This window comes from Gordonibacter sp. RACS_AR49, from assembly GCF_030418435.1.
Classification (GTDB): Bacteria; Actinomycetota; Coriobacteriia; order Coriobacteriales; family Eggerthellaceae; genus Gordonibacter; species Gordonibacter urolithinfaciens.
Map to the genome: position 1 here is coordinate 26,427 of NZ_JAIUDM010000003.1, position 20,223 is coordinate 46,649.

The 20,223-nt window shown below is 51.8% G+C and carries 19 protein-coding genes; 2 read left to right on the forward strand and 17 right to left on the reverse strand.

Annotated features, from left to right (window positions below; genetic code table 11):
* Positions 1-471 precede the first annotated feature (471 nt).
* The 17 genes from LB310_RS07670 to loaP (LB310_RS07750) form a co-directional block, all read right to left on the reverse strand.
* Entirely contained in the window at positions 472-1,893 is a 1,422-nt protein-coding gene (locus LB310_RS07670; protein WP_301154853.1) for a lipopolysaccharide biosynthesis protein, read from the reverse strand.
* On the reverse strand, positions 1,890-3,188 hold the full coding sequence (locus LB310_RS07675; protein ID WP_096226892.1) for an O-antigen ligase: 1,299 nt from the start codon (positions 3,186-3,188) through the stop codon (positions 1,890-1,892). Before LB310_RS07675 ends, LB310_RS07670 begins: the two co-directional genes overlap by 4 nt.
* The gene (locus tag LB310_RS07680; RefSeq protein ID WP_157780531.1) at positions 3,185-4,294 is read right to left on the reverse strand and encodes a glycosyltransferase; all 1,110 of its coding nucleotides are present in this window, start codon (positions 4,292-4,294) and stop codon (positions 3,185-3,187) included. Before LB310_RS07680 ends, LB310_RS07675 begins: the two co-directional genes overlap by 4 nt.
* Positions 4,295-4,326: 32 nt before the next feature.
* A complete protein-coding gene (locus LB310_RS07685) occupies positions 4,327-5,082 on the reverse strand; it encodes a hypothetical protein (protein ID WP_096226894.1) in 756 nt (251 codons plus the stop codon).
* Entirely contained in the window at positions 5,082-5,537 is a 456-nt protein-coding gene (locus tag LB310_RS07690; protein WP_096226895.1) for a serine O-acetyltransferase, read from the reverse strand. The genes LB310_RS07685 and LB310_RS07690 overlap by 1 nt, the downstream gene beginning before the upstream one ends.
* A gap of 35 nt (positions 5,538-5,572) precedes the next feature.
* A complete protein-coding gene (locus tag LB310_RS07695) occupies positions 5,573-6,892 on the reverse strand; it encodes a nucleotide sugar dehydrogenase (protein ID WP_096226896.1) in 1,320 nt (439 codons plus the stop codon).
* Positions 6,893-6,907: 15 nt separating this feature from the next.
* Complete coding sequence (locus LB310_RS07700) at positions 6,908-7,954, reverse strand: glycosyltransferase family 4 protein (RefSeq protein WP_096226897.1); 1,047 nt, start codon at positions 7,952-7,954, stop codon at positions 6,908-6,910.
* A 2-nt stretch (positions 7,955-7,956) separates the two neighbouring features.
* Positions 7,957-9,171: a glycosyltransferase family 4 protein gene (locus tag LB310_RS07705; RefSeq protein ID WP_123674514.1), complete on the reverse strand. Its 1,215-nt coding sequence runs from the start codon at positions 9,169-9,171 to the stop codon at positions 7,957-7,959.
* Positions 9,168-10,514, reverse strand: a complete 1,347-nt coding sequence (locus LB310_RS07710) for a phenylacetate--CoA ligase family protein (protein ID WP_096226899.1) — start codon at positions 10,512-10,514, stop codon at positions 9,168-9,170. The genes LB310_RS07705 and LB310_RS07710 overlap by 4 nt, the downstream gene beginning before the upstream one ends.
* A 33-nt stretch (positions 10,515-10,547) precedes the next feature.
* Complete coding sequence (locus LB310_RS07715) at positions 10,548-10,676, reverse strand: hypothetical protein (RefSeq protein WP_301154854.1); 129 nt, start codon at positions 10,674-10,676, stop codon at positions 10,548-10,550.
* Positions 10,677-10,678: 2 nt separating this feature from the next.
* Entirely contained in the window at positions 10,679-12,547 is a 1,869-nt protein-coding gene (locus tag LB310_RS07720) for an alginate lyase family protein (protein ID WP_123649922.1), read from the reverse strand.
* Positions 12,548-12,559: 12 nt separating this feature from the next.
* Entirely contained in the window at positions 12,560-13,933 is a 1,374-nt protein-coding gene (locus tag LB310_RS07725) for a UDP-glucose/GDP-mannose dehydrogenase family protein (protein WP_301154855.1), read from the reverse strand.
* A gap of 30 nt (positions 13,934-13,963) precedes the next feature.
* A complete protein-coding gene (locus LB310_RS07730; RefSeq protein ID WP_096226902.1) occupies positions 13,964-15,310 on the reverse strand; it encodes a sugar phosphate nucleotidyltransferase in 1,347 nt (448 codons plus the stop codon).
* Between the two features lie 9 nt (positions 15,311-15,319).
* The gene (locus LB310_RS07735; protein WP_227153982.1) at positions 15,320-16,162 is read right to left on the reverse strand and encodes a sugar transferase; all 843 of its coding nucleotides are present in this window, start codon (positions 16,160-16,162) and stop codon (positions 15,320-15,322) included.
* 2 nt (positions 16,163-16,164) lie between these two features.
* The gene (locus tag LB310_RS07740) at positions 16,165-16,446 is read right to left on the reverse strand and encodes a hypothetical protein (RefSeq protein ID WP_096226903.1); all 282 of its coding nucleotides are present in this window, start codon (positions 16,444-16,446) and stop codon (positions 16,165-16,167) included.
* A 27-nt stretch (positions 16,447-16,473) separates the two neighbouring features.
* Positions 16,474-16,983, reverse strand: a complete 510-nt coding sequence (gene loaP / locus LB310_RS07745; RefSeq protein WP_096226904.1) for an antiterminator LoaP — start codon at positions 16,981-16,983, stop codon at positions 16,474-16,476.
* Positions 16,984-17,292: 309 nt separating this feature from the next.
* Entirely contained in the window at positions 17,293-17,811 is a 519-nt protein-coding gene (gene loaP, locus LB310_RS07750; protein ID WP_096226905.1) for an antiterminator LoaP, read from the reverse strand.
* A gap of 761 nt (positions 17,812-18,572) precedes the next feature.
* Between loaP (LB310_RS07750) and LB310_RS07755 the strand changes: the two genes are divergently transcribed.
* Positions 18,573-19,430, forward strand: coding sequence for a cytochrome b/b6 domain-containing protein (locus tag LB310_RS07755; protein WP_301154856.1), 858 nt, complete (start codon positions 18,573-18,575; stop codon positions 19,428-19,430).
* Positions 19,431-19,435: 5 nt separating this feature from the next.
* Positions 19,436-20,221, forward strand: a complete 786-nt coding sequence (locus tag LB310_RS07760) for a 4Fe-4S dicluster domain-containing protein (protein ID WP_278805315.1) — start codon at positions 19,436-19,438, stop codon at positions 20,219-20,221.
* Positions 20,222-20,223 lie beyond the last annotated feature (2 nt).

The window sequence follows — 20,223 nt, forward strand, 5'->3', positions numbered from 1 at the left end:
GTCCATTTCAGGGTCGGCTCGCCTACATAAATGCTGCGGCCATTCCGCAGCCCTTACCGCTTCATCGCGAAACGGTAGCCGCCTTTCGGGCCAAGCCCGTAAAGCAATCTTCATCTGCGGCACAATCGCCTTAGACGAAAGGAACGCATCCATGAGCCTCGCCGCGCTGCTTGTCAGCACCATTAGCCTAGCTGATGGAGATTTCGTAAACATCCATCGATGGATGTTTACGACAATGTTCCCCCACCGTGGCTAATTCCACAGTGCAGGATCATGTTAACTCTAATTCTATCGTTCTTGAAGTCCCAAGTTTTTCAATCAACCAATAGGCGTCAAAACCACAATCATGAACCACCCCTCTAAGGTATGATTTGCACAGGGCATATAGGCCAATATCTACCGGCAGCGTGCGCTGCCTTTCGCTTCGTTCAAAAGCAGCAGAACACTTGCCTTAGAATCACAACGGTAGAACTACATTCCACCTTTCTCCCTGGTTTTCTTCAACGAGAAGCATTCGAAAAAGTAATAAACGACCAATGCGATCGAACCAAAAACGTAGCTCCAGCCGCCGTCGATCATGACAACGAAAATAAAGCAAATAGCCAATAAGAGCTCTCTAATGGAATGGGGGAATAAGTTTAGTCCAAACGATCGCGCCAGATTAAATTCTGAGATAAGGTTTCTTGTAACTATTCCTGACAGCATCGAAACGGCCAGCAGCACAAGGTTGTGGAACAAGAAGACCGAAAAAAAGGACAACACAACGCTGACACACATTGCAACAACATTTGCAATGAGTAGTTTGCTTTCCTTTCGAAGAGCCTTAAAATACGGAACGCACAGCATGCTCATTCTGCAATCAAAAATGCAGATGGGAAACAAGAGTCCTAAATATATTAGCGATTGGCTATACTGAGGAAGCCAAAACTCACAGAATATGCAACACGGAAAATAAAGCACGTATGCAATGGGTAAAAAAAGCGCAAGGATGCTTCGGATTTTGACAAAGTTTTCTTTTTGGGCTTCTTTCGAAGCTCTTTTTATATGCGGGAACAGCACCATAGAAACCTGACCGGCAAATGAAATGACAAAAGAAACAAGGGACACGGCAAAAGAGTAATAGCCAAACGTCGCTAAATCCCAGTTTGGCTCGATAAGCATCCTACCAAAACCGATAATAAAAGTACCTGCATAGTAGGAAATCATGATTTTCATGCCAGCGCCTATATCGATCTTGGTTGCATGAAGCACATCACGATTTTTTCCGGAAAACGAAAAACGAGCCTGCAGTATTTGACGACCGCTATACAACAGATACACCGTCGAAAAACACTGGCTCACAATGTAGAAAGCTACTATGACACGATAATCACCTGCACCGAGAACTAGGGCCGCCACAATCATTATGAAAAAGGAGGCCTTGGTAATAATTGCCGCTTTCGAGAAAATTTGCGTTAGATTGACCGCCTGAAAAACATAGGAAAGGTAGTTGGCCAGATTCACGACAATTGTGTATATGGACAAAGCGGCGGCAATCAGACAAAACTGGGCACTCAACCTAGCAAGCAAGGCAAAGGCAATCAAAAGCGCCGAAAAGAAGAATTCCAGGATTAGCACCAGAACCATTTGCGCTTTTATCCCGGCGTGATCAAGGTCCCCGTAACGTTGACCACCAATACGCAAATACAAGCCGTCGTTAATCCCGACAAGAAGGCACCCAGAATACCCTGCGTACAGCAAAAAAGACTGCCAATATGCATATTCCTCCACCGCAAGGATTTTGGGGACAATCAGAGACATCAAGATACTCGACAGGAGAGCAACACCTTGCGCGCTAAACGCATAGGCAAGATTTTTCTTTATTCCTTGGTTTTCCTGAGGCAGCGCCGTCATTGTGGGTTTTCTCTTTCCGCGTTGAACGAGGCAAGAATCACAGCGATGCACAGGAACAAGACGAACGTCTGAAGACCTATGTAGGACAACGACCGCTCCGCTAAGCAATAGAGCATAAAGTACGCAAGAAATGCACTGATCAATTGGTTTTGCATTTGATTTTTAGCATACCGCGATTTGTCAAACACTACAGCAAGCATCAGAAGATATGACAATACGCCTGTCAGCCCGAACATCAGCAGTAATTCGACAATCGCATTATGCGACCCCGTATGCACAGCCCCCAAACCATTCGCAGCATAGACAGATTTTATTAAGAAATAGACCGGACTCTCTTCAGACCAAAAATCACCATATCCAAAGCCGAACAACGGTGATGTTTCAAGAACGAGCTGCGAAATAGATTTCCATATTGTTGTTCTCCCTGTGAGATCTGAGGTTTTGCCCCAAATCGCTAGCACGTCAGAAAATAGCGGAAGTATCGCCGTGGCAAACAAAAGAAAACCCACGCTGAGAAGAACCCAGAAAGTCCCTTTTCGTTTTAGAGAAAGGACTCCCCTCCTATCCAAAACGACGAAAGCCGCTGGCACAACTGTGCAAATTAATCCACCAAGCGCATCTGCCGACAAGAGCATTCCCCCAAAGCCTAGAAGCATCAATACAAGAATCCACCGCGGAATAGATAGCGTTAGACTCTTGTCCTGTGGCAAATAGACCAGCAGTCCGAGTAAAAACAGAATACAGAATGCGATAAAACCCGCGCAGACATTTTTCGTTGTCCATATTCCCGTAAAGGCTCTCGTTGTTTCATAATCGACAAACCCATAGCCTGGCAGAAAAAAAGCAAGAGAGCAGCAGAGGAAGACTATCGCAACTGCAATAAACACAGATTTGAGCAGGTTTTCAAGGTTGAACGAATCGGCCACAGAAAAGGCGAATAGAGCCAACAGCGCAAGCCGAGCAACATTCCACAAACCAGAGCTAGGAACATATTGGCTGATAAAAGACGATATCCCAATGCAGAGAAAAAACAGCACGACGCTAAAAAAGGGGAAGGTAATTTTCGTTTTCAAAATGGCGCCATTAACCAAAAAATGCCAAGTAACATATGCTGCCATCATCGCATAAACAAGAGCGGTAAGTGGACTTGTCACCATACCGCCAATGAGCCTATCCAACGTTCCAGGAACCCCGAAAAGGCGGACGAGCACGACGGTCAGCAATAAACATCTGAACCCCGCCCCTTTCCCTTTTTTCGTTCTAAGCTCTATGATATGTAGATCTGCGGCACTCATCGGAATAGCACCTTTTTGTATGAATCGATTAGTATATCGCTAGACTTATCCCAGTTATATTTTTCAAGCCTCAGCTCTTCAACCGCCTTTACGCGGTTCTCGTATTCGTCGTCACAAGCATTGATCGATTTTCGAATTACCTCAGCCAGTGACTCAACATCCCCAGAACGAAACAAGTAGCCAGTTCTTCCAGAATCCGTTTCCTCCACAAATGCCGGAATATCACTGGCAATCACTGGCTTTTTATAGGAATATGCCATTAGCAAGGCTCCGCTGCCGTAAATATTCAAGTAGGGAAAAACGCAGTAATCGGCTTCCTGATGCAGATTTTCTAAATCATTTTCTTCAACGAAACCCGGCCTCACCAAAACGAACGATTCCACGGAGAGCTGTCTCGATAGCTCTAAGTAGTCTGTGGAATTGTTTTTATCTTTCGCGCCGGCGATCACGATTCGACAGCGTTTTCTGTAAGAAGGCTCCAACAAGGCCGCGGCTTGGAGCAGGATATCGATACCTTTGTTTTTTCTCATCACTCCCAGAGAAAGAAAACAAACTGGATCTCGCTTCTCGGCCTTTTTGGCTGGCCTTTTCGAGTAACAGCCGTGAGGCATAATCGTAGCCGCAGGGGCCTTGCTTGAAAGCGATTGCTCTAACTCTGCCTTACTTAGACCATTATGAACTACAAGCACATCACATTTTTCATAGAAGCGGCCATACGCCTCGGCCTCGCCGGCTTGTGCCTCATGCTGCACAACGTTATGCACCGTAAAGGCCATCGTTCCAATCAAGCCGATTTTTTTCAATGCCGCGTAAAGGGGCATCTCGATCGCATATTTCTTAAACGTCTGAATGTGCACGACATCATAACTGTTTAAGGCGATATTGACTGTAAGGCGAACGAGCCCTATCAAGTATTCGATGTAAGAGAGCACGCTTCGATTTCCATGAGAAGTGTTGAACAAAATCGGATACAGCCTCTCGCACTTAACTTCTAAATCAGAGCTCTTCATATCATGCGAAGTTGCAAGGAAAACTCTGGCCTTGGAGCCGAGCGCCATGCAAAGTTCAGCTGAATAAGAATTTCCCGGAAGCATGTGATCGATCATTAAAATCTTCATTGAAGACCCGTTTCCAAACCCTAATCAGACCACTCGATTGAAAACTCGTCCGATATTTCCGACAGAGGAATTTTTCGCCGGAAAGCTTGCTCCACAAGCCGTACTTTTGAATATCCTCGACCCATCAGAGAGTGATTGTCCCCCGTGTCGCGAACATATATGCTCGCTTTAAAAGGAAGAGGTTCGAGCGGGCGTCCGAGTTCTTTGCAAATGCGAGGGATATCGCCGTGCCTCTTACGAATAATGTGCGGATTAAGGTTATTAGACGAGGTCAACGGTTCGTAATGCTTTTCAGGCAAATCTTCAGCGGAGTATTTCACTATCGTTGAACTTCCATTTGGAAAATGAGAGCCAGACTTCACGAAGCCATTGCCAACGTGGTAGAAATAGCCATTTTTTGCATAGAACCCATTCGATGATTGATGAGAGTTCGCAAATCCAGCAATCCTGTTGCTCTGAATATCGTCTGCGTCGACAAGCATAACGAAACCGCCACCTAACGCACGCACCCTCATGGCGATCTCATGAACCTTATAGCCTTTATCCCTCATCATCGCATCGGGGTCTCCGGGAATTGACGCATCTACCTCAATAAACTCAACTCTCTCATCATAGGAATGCGCAAGATGCGGCTTTTCATGACAAGCCACTATAACCCTGAAATCAGGATCGGTCTGGTTGTATACCGACCACAAGGTTCTGTTGAAAAACATCTGAACCTTTTCCCAGTCGCTTGACGCCTTTGCACTTCTAAGGGGAATGCCGAATGTAATCATTAATATCTCCCCAAGCTGCAATATTCGTTCACGTTAATATTTTCCTTGATAATCCTCGCAGGAACGCCAGCGACAGAGCAATTGCTGGGCACGTCATGGATGACCACTGCGTTTGCTCCAATAATAACGTTATCAGAAATGGTTACTTCGCCAAGAACCTTTGAGCCGGTGGCAATGTAAACATTGTTGCCAATGACAGGCGCTCCCGGCTTATTGGAGCGCCCCCCTATTGTCACATTCGTGCCTATTAGCACATGTTTTCCAATTTTTGCGTTCCTTACAACGACCGTCCCTAAACCGCCGTATAGGAACTTGCTGCCCTCGCCAATCTCGCAGTCATATGGCACCACGCAACTATGAAACAAGTAATTGACGCCCTTTAAAATTTTAGGAAAAAAAGGAATATGCCGCAGATAGAACCATCGAGATGCTTTATACATACCATATGTGCTCATGCCACTACCTAACTATCGGAGGCTTCATTCGCCAATTACAGTCGCCACAGCGACCAACCCAAAGCAGCCGCTTCGTTGGGATTAATAAGTCCCTTCACATCAATGACGACTCGCTGCTCGACAGGAACAGCTTGGCTAAACAAAGCATCCCACTCTTCAACAGACTTCTGTTTGAATTGTTCATGAGCAACAGCAAGGACCACGCAGTCGGCCTGAACCGCCTCAAAATCCATCAAGTCGACATTGTAGAAACGCCTAGCCTCTTCCTTGTCAGCCCATGGATCCACCACCGTCGGAACAACGCCGTAGTCGGCAAGACCCGCAATAATGTCGACTACCTTTGTGTTTCTGATATCCGGACAGTTCTCTTTGAAGGTAAGCCCCATGATCACTATTCGCGCATCCTTCGGAGCTTTTCCAGCTCGCACAAGCTGCTTGATTATCGCATCCGCAACGAAACCGCCCATATCGTCATTCACCTTGCGGCCAGCAAGGATAATCTGAGAATGATAGCCCAGTTTCTCCGCCTCGTATGTAAAGTAATAAGGATCAATACCTATGCAGTGGCCACCGACGAGACCCGGTCTGAATCCCAAGGCATTCCATTTGGTATTCATTCCGTCAATTACCTCATTGGTGTCAATGCCCATGCGATCAAAAACCATTGCCAGTTCGTTCATGAAGGCAATATTGATATCTCTCTGGCTGTTTTCAACAACTTTAATTGCCTCAGCGGTCTTAATGGTTGAAACAGGATAGGTGCCAGCCGCTATAACAATGTTATAGACATTCTTGATGTCCTCAAGAGACTCCGCGTCCATACCGGAAACTATCTTACGGATCGTCGTCAAGGTATGCACCCGGTCGCCCGGGTTGATCCTCTCGGGAGAGTAACCAACTTTGAAATCAATGCCACATTTCAGGCCCGACTCTCTTTCCAAAATCGGAACACAAACATCTTCGGTGACGCCCGGATAGACCGTCGACTCGAAAACAACAACAGAGCCAGGCATCAACCTTGGCCCAAGTGTCTCACACGCACCGACAACTGGCGTCAAATCGGGTGTTTTGTCCAAATTGATGGGCGTGGGAACAGCAATGATGTGGAACAAGGCCTCTTTGAGTCTCTCAGGATCATCCGTAAACTCGACCTTGCACTCCCTCAGCGCTTCGGATCCAACCTCGTTTGTCACATCAATGCCATTTTCGTACTGGTTGATCTTCCGTGAATTGATGTCGTAGCCAACCACCTGAACATGTTTGGAGAACTCAACGGCGATAGGCATGCCCACATAGCCCAAACCGATAAGGGATAACTTTGTCTGCCCTTGCACCAACTGCTCATAAACGCTCACACTCGTTCCCTCCTATCAAGAATTGAAGCAATAATCCAGCGCCTCAATAAAGCCAGACGCCATAGCGCCGATGCTCATTTCTTTGGCGAAAGTATCCTTGCAGCTTTCGGACATCTTGCCGAGCCTTTCACGATCAACGGAAAGGCCAACTAGTTCGGAAATGAGCTGGTTCTCGTTTTTCGCCACAACCCCATTTTCCCCATCAACGACATACTCTTTTTCGGGCCCGTGAACACCTTCGCTTAACATAAAAAAGGGCAAGCCCCAAAACATGGCCTCGTTTACGGCAAGTCCAGCTGATCCGGGAACGCTAAAAACATCCGCCAACGCGAACAGCTCGCAAACTTCATCGCCATAGCGTTCTCCAAAATAATAAAAATTTTCATGGGAGTTCACGGAGGCTAATACGTCATCGGACATACCAGGCCCCGCAACAACTAGGCCTATTTGAGGAAATTCCTTTAGCCCCTCTGTAAGGAGCTCCAACCTTCGATTCTGATTGATTCTAGCCACGAACAAAACGACAAACGACTGCGATATGCCGTATTTTGCCCTCAGAGCATGGTTGTCGTACTGGGATCTATCAATTCCAGAAAAACTTAGCGTATTGGGAGCAATAAAAAGCTTGTGCTGGTTCTTTTTCTTAAAATGCTTCCGCATGCAGGGCATATACGTTATAAGGGCATCGCACTTTGAATGAACCCTATGAAATGCTGCGTTCTTGACGATGTTATTTGGATCGGCAATGTTTATGCCATGGTTCCAATAGATGACCTTTATCTGATGTTTTTTGCAGTAGCTAATCACATCAAACAGGATTCCATCTTTGAGGTGTAAAAACAAAATCACTGCTTCGGGCTTCTTGGCATCAATGGCCGCTTTCCAGTCCTTCAGCGATTCAAGTTTTACGCAATCGAACCTAATAGGATTGACGTCATCCTGAAACGAATCTCCGGCAACGCTAAGAGCATAACCGTGTTCTTCAAGTATCGGCGCGAGGTCATTGTAGACCTTGACTCGATAATGCAGCACTTTGTTCGACAAAAGGAGAACTTGTTTCATCTCTAATCAAATTCCCCCGCAAAATAGCGCTCATAACCGTCGAGCAGCGCTTGACTGGTATGCCCCCAGCTAAGTTCGTTCACAACCCGGTTGCGGCCGTATTCGCCCATGGTCTTGCGACGCTCTGGATCCTCCAAGAGCTTGACGACCTTCTCTGCCATGTTCGCAGGGTTGTTGGGCTCAGCATAGAGGCTTGCATCCTGAGCGCTAAACCGACCTTCGGTCAAATCAAACTGGACGATCGGCTTCGCAAGTGCCATGTACTCTAAAATCTTATTCATGGTCGACTTGTCGTTCATAGGATTGAACTCGTCGCTGTTCACGCAAATATCTGCTGTGTTCAGGTAACGGAGCAAATCTTCATCGCTCACCCTGCCGGTGAACTCAACACAATCGTCAAGCCCCATGTCGGACGACATCTTACGCAGCGCATCCAGATGCGGCCCGCCTCCCACAATCCCCCAGAACACGTCATTTCGGGCTTTCTTGATAATCTTCGCGGCTTCCAAGAGATATTCGATCCCCTCCTGTTGCCCGATAACACCCAGGTAGCCGACCATATACTTCTTGCCACGCTTGATGCTCTCGTCGCTAGGTTGAATACGCATGCGCTCAAGTTTCGGGCCGCTGCGCAATACGATTATGCGATTCGGATCCATTCCTCCACGCTCAATGGCGATGCTCCGGTAACTCTCATTGGTCACAAATGCAAATTTTGCGTTCTGGTACGTCTTTTTTTCCAGATAGGTCTGACTCTTGTACAGCATCTTTTTTACAAGGCCAAGCTCTTCTTTTTTTCCGAATTTGGCCTCGAAGAGTTCGGGGCAGATGTCGTGATGATCAAATACATAGTCAACGCCACGGCTCTTGAACTTCTTGGCAACCATATAGATATCATCGGGCGGGTTGCAACCATGAATGACGTCAAACCCGTGTTCCCGATAGACAATCTCCGCAAGCTCACGCTGAGCCTTAAGAGCGCCGTAGTATTCCCGCACGTACCCGACAACGCCATTGGCCTCAGGGAGGTCATGCCGGTAAATATGAACACCTTCTAACTCTTCCATCTCAGCTGTTGCGCCTTTTCCTTTCGGGCAAATCACACTAACTTCGTAGCCATTGGCCGCAAGCGTCGTCGCTTCCTGCCAAACACGGGTGTCAAAAGGAACGGGAAGGTTTTCAACAATGATTAGAATTTTTCGATTTTGCTCACTCACTTTTTGAACTCCGGGTATTTCGAGTAATCGATTTCATCAATAAGCCATGCGTATTTTCCACGCTTGTTTGTTCGCAACTCCTCGACTTCACGAATTTCAATGTCTAGGAGGCCTTCGCATTTTCTTTCAAAATAGGCGGCCAGAGTATCGCGGTCCTCTTCCGCAAAAGGCTCGTCCATGACCACGTCTAAGAACACATGGCCTGGGCGATCTTGAACATACTGATACAAGCGCACCTTTTCAAAGGGGCCGGAATGCGGTGAAACTGTTCCCTTGTATATGCGTGCGCCATTCTTTGCAATGATTCTAGCTTCCGACGTCGTATGACCACGAACCTCCATATGGCCATTCTTATCAATTACGACATAATCATCAGTCGCATACCTTACCAGAGGCATTTTCTTGCTCAGAAAACCCGTGGACACAATCCTAAACACATCCGATTCATCGGTTGGGAGCAGCTCGGTGTATCCGTATAGTCGATTAATTCTATAGCCATCCCTGTCTCTCTCCAGGAACGCACATCTCTCGGTATGGCCGTAGTAGGTAATGCATGGGCAATGAAGCACCTCTTCGACTTGCCTTCGGTCAGACTCTGACGAACCTTCTCCGTAAAAGAGGACGAACTTTAAATCTAGCTTTTTCTTGTTTCTCCTGATCAAATCACAGAGAACCGAAATAGCAGAGGGATAACCTGCCACAACTTCAGGAGAATAGGCTTCTATGATCCCCCAAACAGAATCGAATTCTTCGCTCTTGAAAAGCCTAAACGGCGAAATCACAATCTCGTTTTTCAAAGGCGAATAATAGTAATCGGAGTCCTTGTTATGACCCCAGAGAGCAAGGGTTCTGGTTCGTCGTGCGTCGTAGCCAAACTTCTCCATAAAATGGCAAACCACGGCACGCTCGCGATAGATTGACGCCCGATCGAGCAATACCCGAAACACCTTTCCTGTGCTTCCCGATGTATGCCCCTCATAACAATCAATATCTTCATCGGAGTAGAGCTTATTTCCCTGTTCTTGAGCTATAAATTTGTCAATGAGAGGGACTTTTTCAAAACCTTCGAACGAAGACATGTCTTTTGGGTTGAATCCGATACTGTCGAAAAGCTCCTTGTAATACTCCGTGTGCTGGTACGCATAGACACACTGCTTCTTCAATTCTCTAAATTGAATTGCCAGCTGATCCTCCTCAGACATGCAGTCAAAGTCCTCGAGTCTTTTATGCATCTCTTTATAGTGAGGGTTTCCAATCATTGCCTGCACGAACAATGGGGCCAGCAAATGCTTTATGCCCTTGGGCATATTTTCATACATGTTCTTAAGTTTTTCGCTATTCATTAATTTCGTCCTCCGAGCCGATGGCGAGGGCAATCATAGATAGGCAGAGAGGTCTTCGTAACACAATCCTGCAACTTTGGCAGCATCAAACAGCATTGAAACGGCAGTCATGCCTGGAAGAGTGGTTGCTCGCTTTTCAAGTGACTGGAAATAATTAGCCATACTTAACTACTCACCCTTATGGTTGATTTCAAAATTCCCGAAAAGCGGTATTTAATTTTCTTTCCAGGCTGAAGAACTCCATAATTTGCAGAAAATGATGCTTTTTCAACTGACGGATCGATACCAGAAGATTCGATTTGCCCGCTCACATCACCCAACTTAAATGCAATCCCTCCTTCCCCCCTGCTTAAAACAAGAGATTCAGGACAAGCAAAAATCGCATCCCCACAAAAGCCATCACCTGCATCATTAAATAATTCATCTCGGATCGCCAGGAATCGCCGCCCGTCAAACTCAAAGGTACGGCGGTGAACCAACGGCGCATAGCCATCGTGCTCTGCAACGAGTTCGACGCCACCGTCGTCTCTCTCCTCGTAACTCAACAACTTGCAGTTTGCCTTTCGGCCCCACAGAAAGGCGCCGAGCATTTCCGACTGGTCTTTTCCGTCAGCACAGACAGTGTTGTGGTTTGACGTTTTGCGCAAGCTGTTGCGCATGGGCAGATTGCAATGGTAGATATATGTGCCAGGGTCGATGAAGACCGGACTCCCATCTACAAACATTTGAAAGCTCAGGGCGTCTGCATGACCGTGAGCGGCAATGCTTCCAAAGCCCAAGGCAGCATGGTCGATTCCTATAAGAATGCGCCCGTCGCGACTCTTGAGAATGGTGTTGCCGCCCTCCCTGTAGCAGGCATTATGGGCGTTGTCGTAGAGCGGTTTACGCTTAGCCCCACCAATCTCGCTCTCATCGAAAAGCCAATGCAGGGTTTCATCGGTTTGCTCCATCGCGTCATAGCGCTCGTCGAGCAGCGTGCTCATGAACTGGAGGATGTAGGCATACCGGTCTGCTCCTTTTCCAACCAGATCCAGGATTTTTCCCTCGTCGTCGTCTCCAAAAACGACCACTTCGCCAAAAGCCCCGCGGCAGTCCGACACGTAGCGACACTGCTTCTTCAGCATGGAAGCCCATTCGACTGGGATGGACCCTCCGTTTTTAAGAAGCAGATTGCCGACAAGGGCGTAGGCCTCCATCGCGAAAACCTGATAGTGAAGACTGAGCTCCTTATTGACGCCATCGCCGTAGTTCTGGCGCTCGAGCTCCTCCGTCAATATCTCAATGGCCAACGTCACCCACGGCTTATACGAAAATGCGAACCCAGCGATGCCTATAGCGGCAGCCTCTACCAGCAGGTGATTGTTCGCAGAGCTGAATCGGCTCCTATGCTGCTCGATGTGGTCGACCATGTTGATTGCGCCGACCGCAAGCTTTCTCTTCAGCTCTAGCTCGTCCACATCCTCCAGGAACGCCAAGGTGTACATCCAATTGATCGCCCTGATCGCCAGCTCCATAACACTTGTCCAGCTGATGCCAACCAGGAAAGGGTTCTGCTTATCCCAATCGTTAAGCTGGTCTTTCAAATCATGAAGATATCGCTCGTCCCCCGAGGCCCTGTAGTTCTTTGCGAGAATGGCGAACTGGAAGTGCCTGTTCAATTCCCAGTTCGTTCTTGCGTCGCCTATTTCGTCTCGCTGCCTGTATTCCAGCGAATAGGCGAATTGCTGTGGCCATTCGTTCTCCGTCTGGAAGCCAGCATGCCATTTGCCCTTGAAGTCCTCGTATTTAAACCCCAGCAGGTTGATATCCTCATTCAAGCCATAGCTAGTATTCTCCAAATTCAGATGGAGCGCCGCGGCATAAAACTTGAGGCTGACATACTTGGAAGAAAGCACTTCGCCGCAGGCGCTTACGCGCGAATCTGCGAATCGCCTCTTCTCTTTGTTCTGCAGGCTCTTTTGCTGAAGCCTCCATGCAATTTCAGCAGGACTCATCGCCTTCAGCCTATTTACCAACCATTTGATGCCTACCACGTCGTAAAGTCCCTAGAACTCGGTCTTTGCCATATCAGCTTCAATGACTTCGGCTTGGGAGGCGTTGCTGTTGATGTTGCCCCAGCTAATGCCTTCATAGTTGCCTTCATAGTCCAAGCTGTCCCACATACGAGCCAAGTCAACGATGGCTTTGCCAGGATACTGCTGAGGGATGTCAGAGAATTCCTTTTCTTTGTTGGTTACGACCAGAACGTCCGATCCAGAACAAACGGCATCGAGGTCATCGGTCACGAACTCATACATGAAGGGAATCTTGGACATGATGAAGTCTTTGTTCGTGTTGGTGTCGCTGGAAACCTTCACGTTCCTATCGTAGATGCTTACCTGGTATCCCTTGCCCAGCAAGCCTTCGATAACATCGACGATTGGGCTGCAACGCAGATCGTCTGTGCCGCTCTTGAAGCTGAGGCCCAGGATGCCGACTTTGCGACGGCCCTTGGACTCAATGATTTTCAAAGCCCGCTGCTTCTGGAGCTCATTTGACGGGTTGATGGCATTTATCACTGGGACGTCAATATAGTTGTCGTGTGCCAAGGTACGCAGGGCCTTAGAATCCTTGGGAAGGCAGCTGCCGCCGTAGGCAAAGCCCGGCTTGAAATAACAGGGGCTGATGTTGAGCTGCTCGTCCTTGCAGAAGATCTCCATGACCTTATGGGAGTCGATGTCCAAAGCTTTGCATATATTGCCAACCTCGTTCGCAAAGACGATTTTCAGGCCGTGGTATGTGTTGTTCACATACTTCATGATTTCTGCCACAGGAACGTCGGTAGTAATAAATTCAGCGGGAATGTCCTTGTAAAGCTCGCGCATCATTTGCTCAGCCTTAGGGCTAGCGGTGCCCACAAGGCTCAGGGGCGGATTCAGATAATCCTTGACGGCCGTTCCTTCGCGGAGGAATTCAGGGTTGGAGACCATCGCAAAGCCGGAGCCTTCCTTCTTGCCGGAAGCTTCCTCGATGATTCGAGCCACATTGGCGTTGGTTCCCGGCAGCACAGTTGAACGGATTGCGACCACATGAAAATCGTCCTTCTTCGCAATCGCCTCACCGATCTGCCGCGCAGTTTCAAAGATGTAGTCGAGTTTCAAGTGGCCTTGCGGCGTTGAAGGTGTTCCCACGGCAATGAAGGATATGTCACTGTTAACAACGGCATAGTCAGCGTCAGTGGTAGCTTCCAGCCTGCCGGCTTCGTGCGCCTCTTTCACCAAGTCATCGATTTCAGCCTCGATTATGGTGGCGCGACCTTCGTTGATAAGGTTCACTTTGTTCTCAACAGGATCCGTGCCAATAACGTGGTGTCCCAGCTTTGCGCAACAAGCTGCTCCCACGCAGCCAACATAGCCTAGACCGAAAATGCTAATGTTCATTTACGCTTCCTTTCAAAACCGGCCTAGCGGCTAATCGTCCCAGTAATTCCCAAATCGCCGGATGTCTTCCTCTTCAAGGACATCGCCGAGCTGCACTTCTATCACGTGCAGATCCCTGAAAGCTCTCACTGAATGCTTGACTCCTTTAGCGACTTGAATCACGTCGCCGCATTTCGCATCTGCAACAACGTCGTCTAAAACCACTTGCCCGCTACCGCTCACAATGGTCCATATTTCGCTTCGGTGCTCATGAAGCTGATAGCTCAGCTGCTTTCCAGCACCAATGATCAACTCTTTTGTCAGAGCCTTATTGCCGTCTGGGTATAGGCCGACGTCTATAACTCTATATTCGCCCCAACGGCGGCTCTCGTACATCGGACGACTGGCGGCAGCTTCTTCAACCTGTTTCTTTATGTAGGCGCTTTCCTGCTTACCCGAAACAAGAATTCCGTCATGCGTTGCAATAACCACAGCATCGCTGATGCCAGCTACGACTAACGGCAACCCGGTTTCATTAATCACGTGCAGTTTTTCGCAGGTTTTCTCATCGATAACCGCACGGCCAGAATAGTTGTCGGCCATCTCCTCAGACAAGGTATTCCAGGTGCCCAAGTCTTTCCAGCTGGCGTCACAAGGAACCACAGCTACCGATTCAGCCTTCTCGACCACCTCATAGTCGAAGGAATTCTTGGGCAAGTCTGAGTAATGGGCAACAAGCTCATCAAAGTCTTTGATATCGGTATATACGGACAATATGTCCACCATGTACCGCAACTTGAAAGCAAACACGCCGCAGTTCCACAGAGCGCCTTTTTCGATAAGCTCCTGCGCCATCTCCTTAGCCGGCTTTTCCTGAAAAGTGGATACCTTCTGCACAGCGTCTTTTGAAGTGGTCGGAACGATGTAACCGTACTTCGTTGAAGGAAAACTAGGCTTCACGCCCATAAGCGTAAGTTCAGCGACGTCTTGTTGTACCGTAAAATCAAGTTTTAAGAGAGTTGCGTAGTAGCCATCATCCGCGTAGGTATCAATAGGCATTACGACTACGGTCTCATCTGGCGAAACGCCTTTTCTGTAAGCCAGGTTCGCACAAGCAAGCATGATAGCGGACGCCGTATCCCTACGCTCGGGCTCGACTACCACATCGCAGCTGTCTTCGAGCTGCATCGCGATTGACTGCACCTGGGTGGCGCACGTAGCGATAGTGATTTTTGCCGTCGGAGCGACAGAGGAAATCTTCCTGTATGTACGCTGCACCATAGACTCCGATTTACCATTGGAGTTGCGCAGGACTTTAAGAAACTGCTTGCTTCTGGAGTTGTTGGAGAGCGGCCAGAGACGTGTTCCCGATCCACCGGAGAGAAGGATTATTTGCATTACATACCGCTAGCTTCCCTGCATTGTCAGCACGACGCCGACGGTCTGAATAATGAGTTTAAAGTCGCTCCAGACACTGCACTTCTTGATGTAGAGCAGGTCAAGGTCGATCCATTCGTCAAAAGTGACGGTGTCGCGGTTGCGACGGGTCTGCCAATAGCAGGTGATGCCCGGCTTCACCAGCAAACGTTGGCGTTGATAGTCGTCGTATGTTGCCACTTCCTTCGGCAAAGCCGGACGCGGGCCTACGATGGACATTTTCCCAGTTAAAACATCGAAAAATTGGATGGTTTCGTCAAGTGAGGCCTTTCTCAGAACACGTCCCACGCGAGTGTTGCGGGGATCCCGGGCAATCTTGAAGACTGGGCCATCCTTTTCATTGAGGGCTTGCAACTCCGGCAGTTTATCCTCCGCATCCACGCACATAGTGCGGAACTTGTGCATGGTGAAGGTCTTGCCGTCCTTCCCTACACGTTCCTGTTTGAACAGCACCGGGCCCTTCGGATCATCGATCTTGATAACGATGGCAATAATGGCAAACAGCCAGCAGAAGCAGATCAGCACGGCGGCGCTGAAAACGATGTCGAAGGCGCGCTTGATAGCACAGTAGACCGGTCGGCTCTCGATGCCCGTCAGTGGCTCGTCGCCGATCTCCGCGCGGATCCTCTTGGCGCGTGCAGCGCTGCTAGGGCTAGCAGTTTCCTCGGCTCCCACGTCAAAGGCGTAACCGCGGTGATAGCTCCATTCGCCTTCGACGGCAGCCTCCTGCGTTTCTTCTTTGTCCAAGTCAGCTTCGGAAAGCTTAATAGCCCCTCCGCCATCCATGCTCGCGGCAGTTTGCGCTTCGCTCATGCCTACGTCACCGTCTGTCGACGGCCCAAGTAGTCCATGGCGCCGAAAGCCGGATAGCGAACACCATCCGTTCGCCGGGAGGAAGACACAGCACGGTGGCAGCGGTAGTCCGGCCCGCCACCCACCTTGTGCTCCTCGAGCCCCATGACGTCGTCGCCGGGCAGCAGCACCTTAAGGGCACCTCGTGGGACGGGGCTCTCGATCGCCTCATCGTACCCGATAGCACCCGACCCCATCTCCAGCACCTCATCCATCTCTATTTCGTTGTCAAGCACGTCTTCCATGTTCGCCCTACCGGGCCATCCCTGTCCTTATCGCTTCCGTACTATTCCCAGGCCGATCTTGGTCTGGATCGTCCTGCCGAACATCTCTATCTCCAAATACGCGGTGCGTTTGCGGCGGTTGATCTTCCTGATCCAGCCGGTGCGGTTCACCAGCGGGCCCTTCAGGACGACTATCTGGTCGCCTTCTATCACGCCTTCCGACATGCCGATCACGCGGTGCTCCTTCTCGGTGAAGGCGTCGATCCAAGCCACCTCGTGCGGTTCCAGGGGAATGAACGTGCCGTCGTTGTTCAAGACGCTCGCGAACTGGGGGATCTGCTTCAGCTGCGCCTGCAGCTCGGCAATATGGTCGCTCACCACGATCAGGTAGCCGGGGAACAGCACGGCGGTGCAGGTGCGCCACTCGCCGCGCAGGTGCTTCTGCACCTCGTACTGGGGGACGAAGCATTCGTCGAGCACATCGTCGCTCGCGAACTGCTCGATCTGGCGCTGGACGGCGAACTCCCGCCCGGCCATCGTTTGAACCACATACCACATACGCACACCTCCTCGCGCCATCTCGGGTCGACTGCGCGAGGCCACGGCTTCGCCCCTTGGCCCTCTCGGGCGCGGGGCATACCGCTTCAAGCTTCGCGACGGCTATTCATTCCCAAGAGGCTGGCCGAAACGCACACGTGGCATCGTTTTCGCGCATCAAGGTATGTCGAAAAGGTTCGCGCCCCTTGCGAGGCGCCTGCAGTTTCCTGCAGGGAGATCGGTGCGGCGCCGTCGGCGCCAGGACCGGCCTCCCTGCAAAAAGCTGCCTTGCCGCAGGTCAGGCTCCTGCTAGCAGCGGAGCCCCAATCGTCACGTCTTCCTGGTGATCTCGAGCCCCACCCGCACCCGCACCTGGTCGAGCAGCCCCACGTCCAGAAACGCCACCCGCTTGTGCCGGTCGATCTTGCGGATGAGGTCCTCCCTCCCCCGCAAGGGGCCGCTGCGCACCACGGTGCGCCCGTCCTCTATCACGCCCTCGGACATGCCCACCACATGCCCCGCACCCCCGAACTCGGAGACGAAGGCCGCCTCCTCGGGCGTGAGGGAGAAGATGGCGTCGCCCGCGCCCAGAAGGCGTGCGAAGGAGGTGGACAGCTTCAGGCGCTCGCGCACGGCGTCGATGTCGCCCGTGGCCAGGAACACGTAGCCGGGGAACATGACCTCGGTCACAAGGCGCCACGCGCCCTGCTGCTTCTTGAGCAGCTCATAGCGCAAGGGAAAGCACGCGCTCAGAAGCTCCGGGCCCACGAGGCTCGCCGCGCGCTCCGCCATGGACTGCTCCTGGCCGGGGACCACCTGCAGCACGTGCCAGCCCACGGACGCGGGCATGCGAACGCCGCGGGCTGCCTCGCCCGCGGCGTCAATCGATGAGGTTGTGGGAAGTTCGGAGGTGCGCCGGCTTAGCCGGCCGGGTTCGATGCGCCGCTCGCGGCACCCTCTTTCAGAGCGCCCCCCCCCGTGGGGCATTTTTAGGCGATCGGCTTCGGCGGCAGGGGCAGCCGCGGGCATGAGGGCAGAGCGATCCGCGGGCGCAAAGATGCGTCCATCGAGCGAGTCTTTTGTGGGAGTCGCCACGCTCATGTCTCGAACCTATCTGGTAAACGTCGAAGCGCCGAAGCGCACAGGATCATTCGTGTTCCGCATCAAGATGGTAACAGAGCATAAACGATCTAGCAATTAGAAAACACCCCCTCCCCCTGCTGCTTTCGCATTCATTTCGCACAGTAACCACAGCCGGGAGCAGTAAGGGCGCGGAAAAGACCGCCGGGCCGCCTTCCGCTCGCCGGCATGGGGATGCCGCTGGCTTCACGGTCCTTCCGCTCGCGCAGCGACGCAGAGCCATCCGCCGTCGACTCTTCCAGGCAACAGGTCGTCAACGGTATCTTAGAACCATGGCATTATGAAGTGCCAGCTCGCGAGCAACGGAAAATCCGCGACAGGAAGGGAGTCCCCATGGCTCCGCTCGTGCTCACCTCCTACAAGGTCTAATCGCGTCGTGCGCCTCCTCCGGCGCGATTAGACCCCCCCCCCCAGCACCGATTTTCGCCAAGCCCCAAGGGGCCGGGCGAAGCACGTCGAAAGGAAGCCTCATGCCTTGGTTCGACCAAGCGCCCTGGCTCGTCGCCCTGGCGCCGTTCCTCGGTCTGCTCCTCTCCGCGTTCACCAAGAGGACAGACCCCTTCTTATCCGGCGACCGGGTATTTCGCCACGACGCTCCCGCGCGCATCTCCCATTGGGCCCATGCCGCAGGCACGACCGTCTGCCTCGTCTCGGGCATCATCTTGGGCCTGCGGTTCACCCCCGCGTTCGTCGATGACGGCCCGGCGGCCATTGTCTGGCAGAACGTGCACTTCGTGGCCGCGGTCGTGTTCCTGTTCGGGACGTTCTACTACCTGGGCAACACGATTGTGTCTCGGTGGCGCCTGCGCGAGCACCTGCCCACGAAGAACGTCGTGTCCTACACCGTCCGTCACTACAGCCTGCTCGTGGGCATCAAGAAGTTCACGATGCCGCCCGAGGACAAGTACTTCGAAAGCGAGAAGGCCGCCTACGTCATGGCCGTGGTCACGGCCGTGCTGCTGGTGGTCAGCGGCCTGTTCAAAGCGGCGGCTCACGTGTTCCTCGCACTGCCCGACGGCCTGATGAACGTCATGTTCTGGATCCACGACATCGCCGCCGCCCTCATGCTGGTGTTCCTGGCAGCCCATGTGTTCTTCGCCGTCATCGCGCCGTTCTCCTGGAAGACCTTCCCCTCCATGTTCACGGGCTGGATGCCGCTTTCCGAGGCCGAGAAGGAGCACCGGGGATGGCTCGATCGGTTGCAGCGCGAGCATGACGAGCGCGCTGCCGGCGAGGGCTCCTGCGAAGGAACCGCGCCCGCGACAGCCCCCGACACGACGATGACCGCGGCGCCCGCAACGGGTACGCCCGGGTCTCAAAGGAGATGAGAGAGATGGCAGATACGAACGAGCGCGCGGCAGGCGCGCAGAGGAAGAGCGGCCTTTCGCGGCGCCAGTTCCTCGCCGGCATCGGCGGGCTGGGCATCGGCGTGGTGCTGGGCGGCGGCATAACGGCGCTGCTCTTGCCCGACGACGTGTACGCCATCGAGGCGAGCCAAGGCTACCTGCTGGTCGACGCGAAGAAGTGCGCCGGCTGCGAGACCTGCGTCATCGCATGCTCGCTCTCGCACCTGGGACGCATCAACACCTCGCTTTCGCGCATACAGGTGATGAAGAACGCCCTGGGCAGCTTCCCCATGAACGACGTGCAGCAGAACCAGTGCCGCCAGTGCCCCTATCCCTCCTGCGTGGAAGCCTGCCCCGTGGGCGCCATGCATGCCGATCCGGACACGGGCGTGCGTCTGGTGGACGAGGGCAAGTGCATCGGCTGCGAGCGCTGCGTGGAGGCGTGCCCCTTCACGCCGTCGCGCGTGCAGTGGAACTTCGAGGACAAGCACGCGCAGAAGTGCGACCTGTGCAAGAACACGCCCTACTGGGACGAGGCGGGCGGCGTCGGCGGCAAGCAGCTGTGCGTGGAGATCTGCCCCATGAAGGCCATCAGCTTCACGAACGAGCTGCCGGTGCAGACCGACGAGGGCTACACGGCCAACCTGCGCAACGACCATTACCTGGAGATAGGCCTGCCGAGCGACGACGAGGCGCGCATCCCGCCGGCCCGGCTCGGGTACGGCGCCGGAGGCACGGCGGCCCAGGCGGCAGCCGGATCGAACGAGAAGTAGGA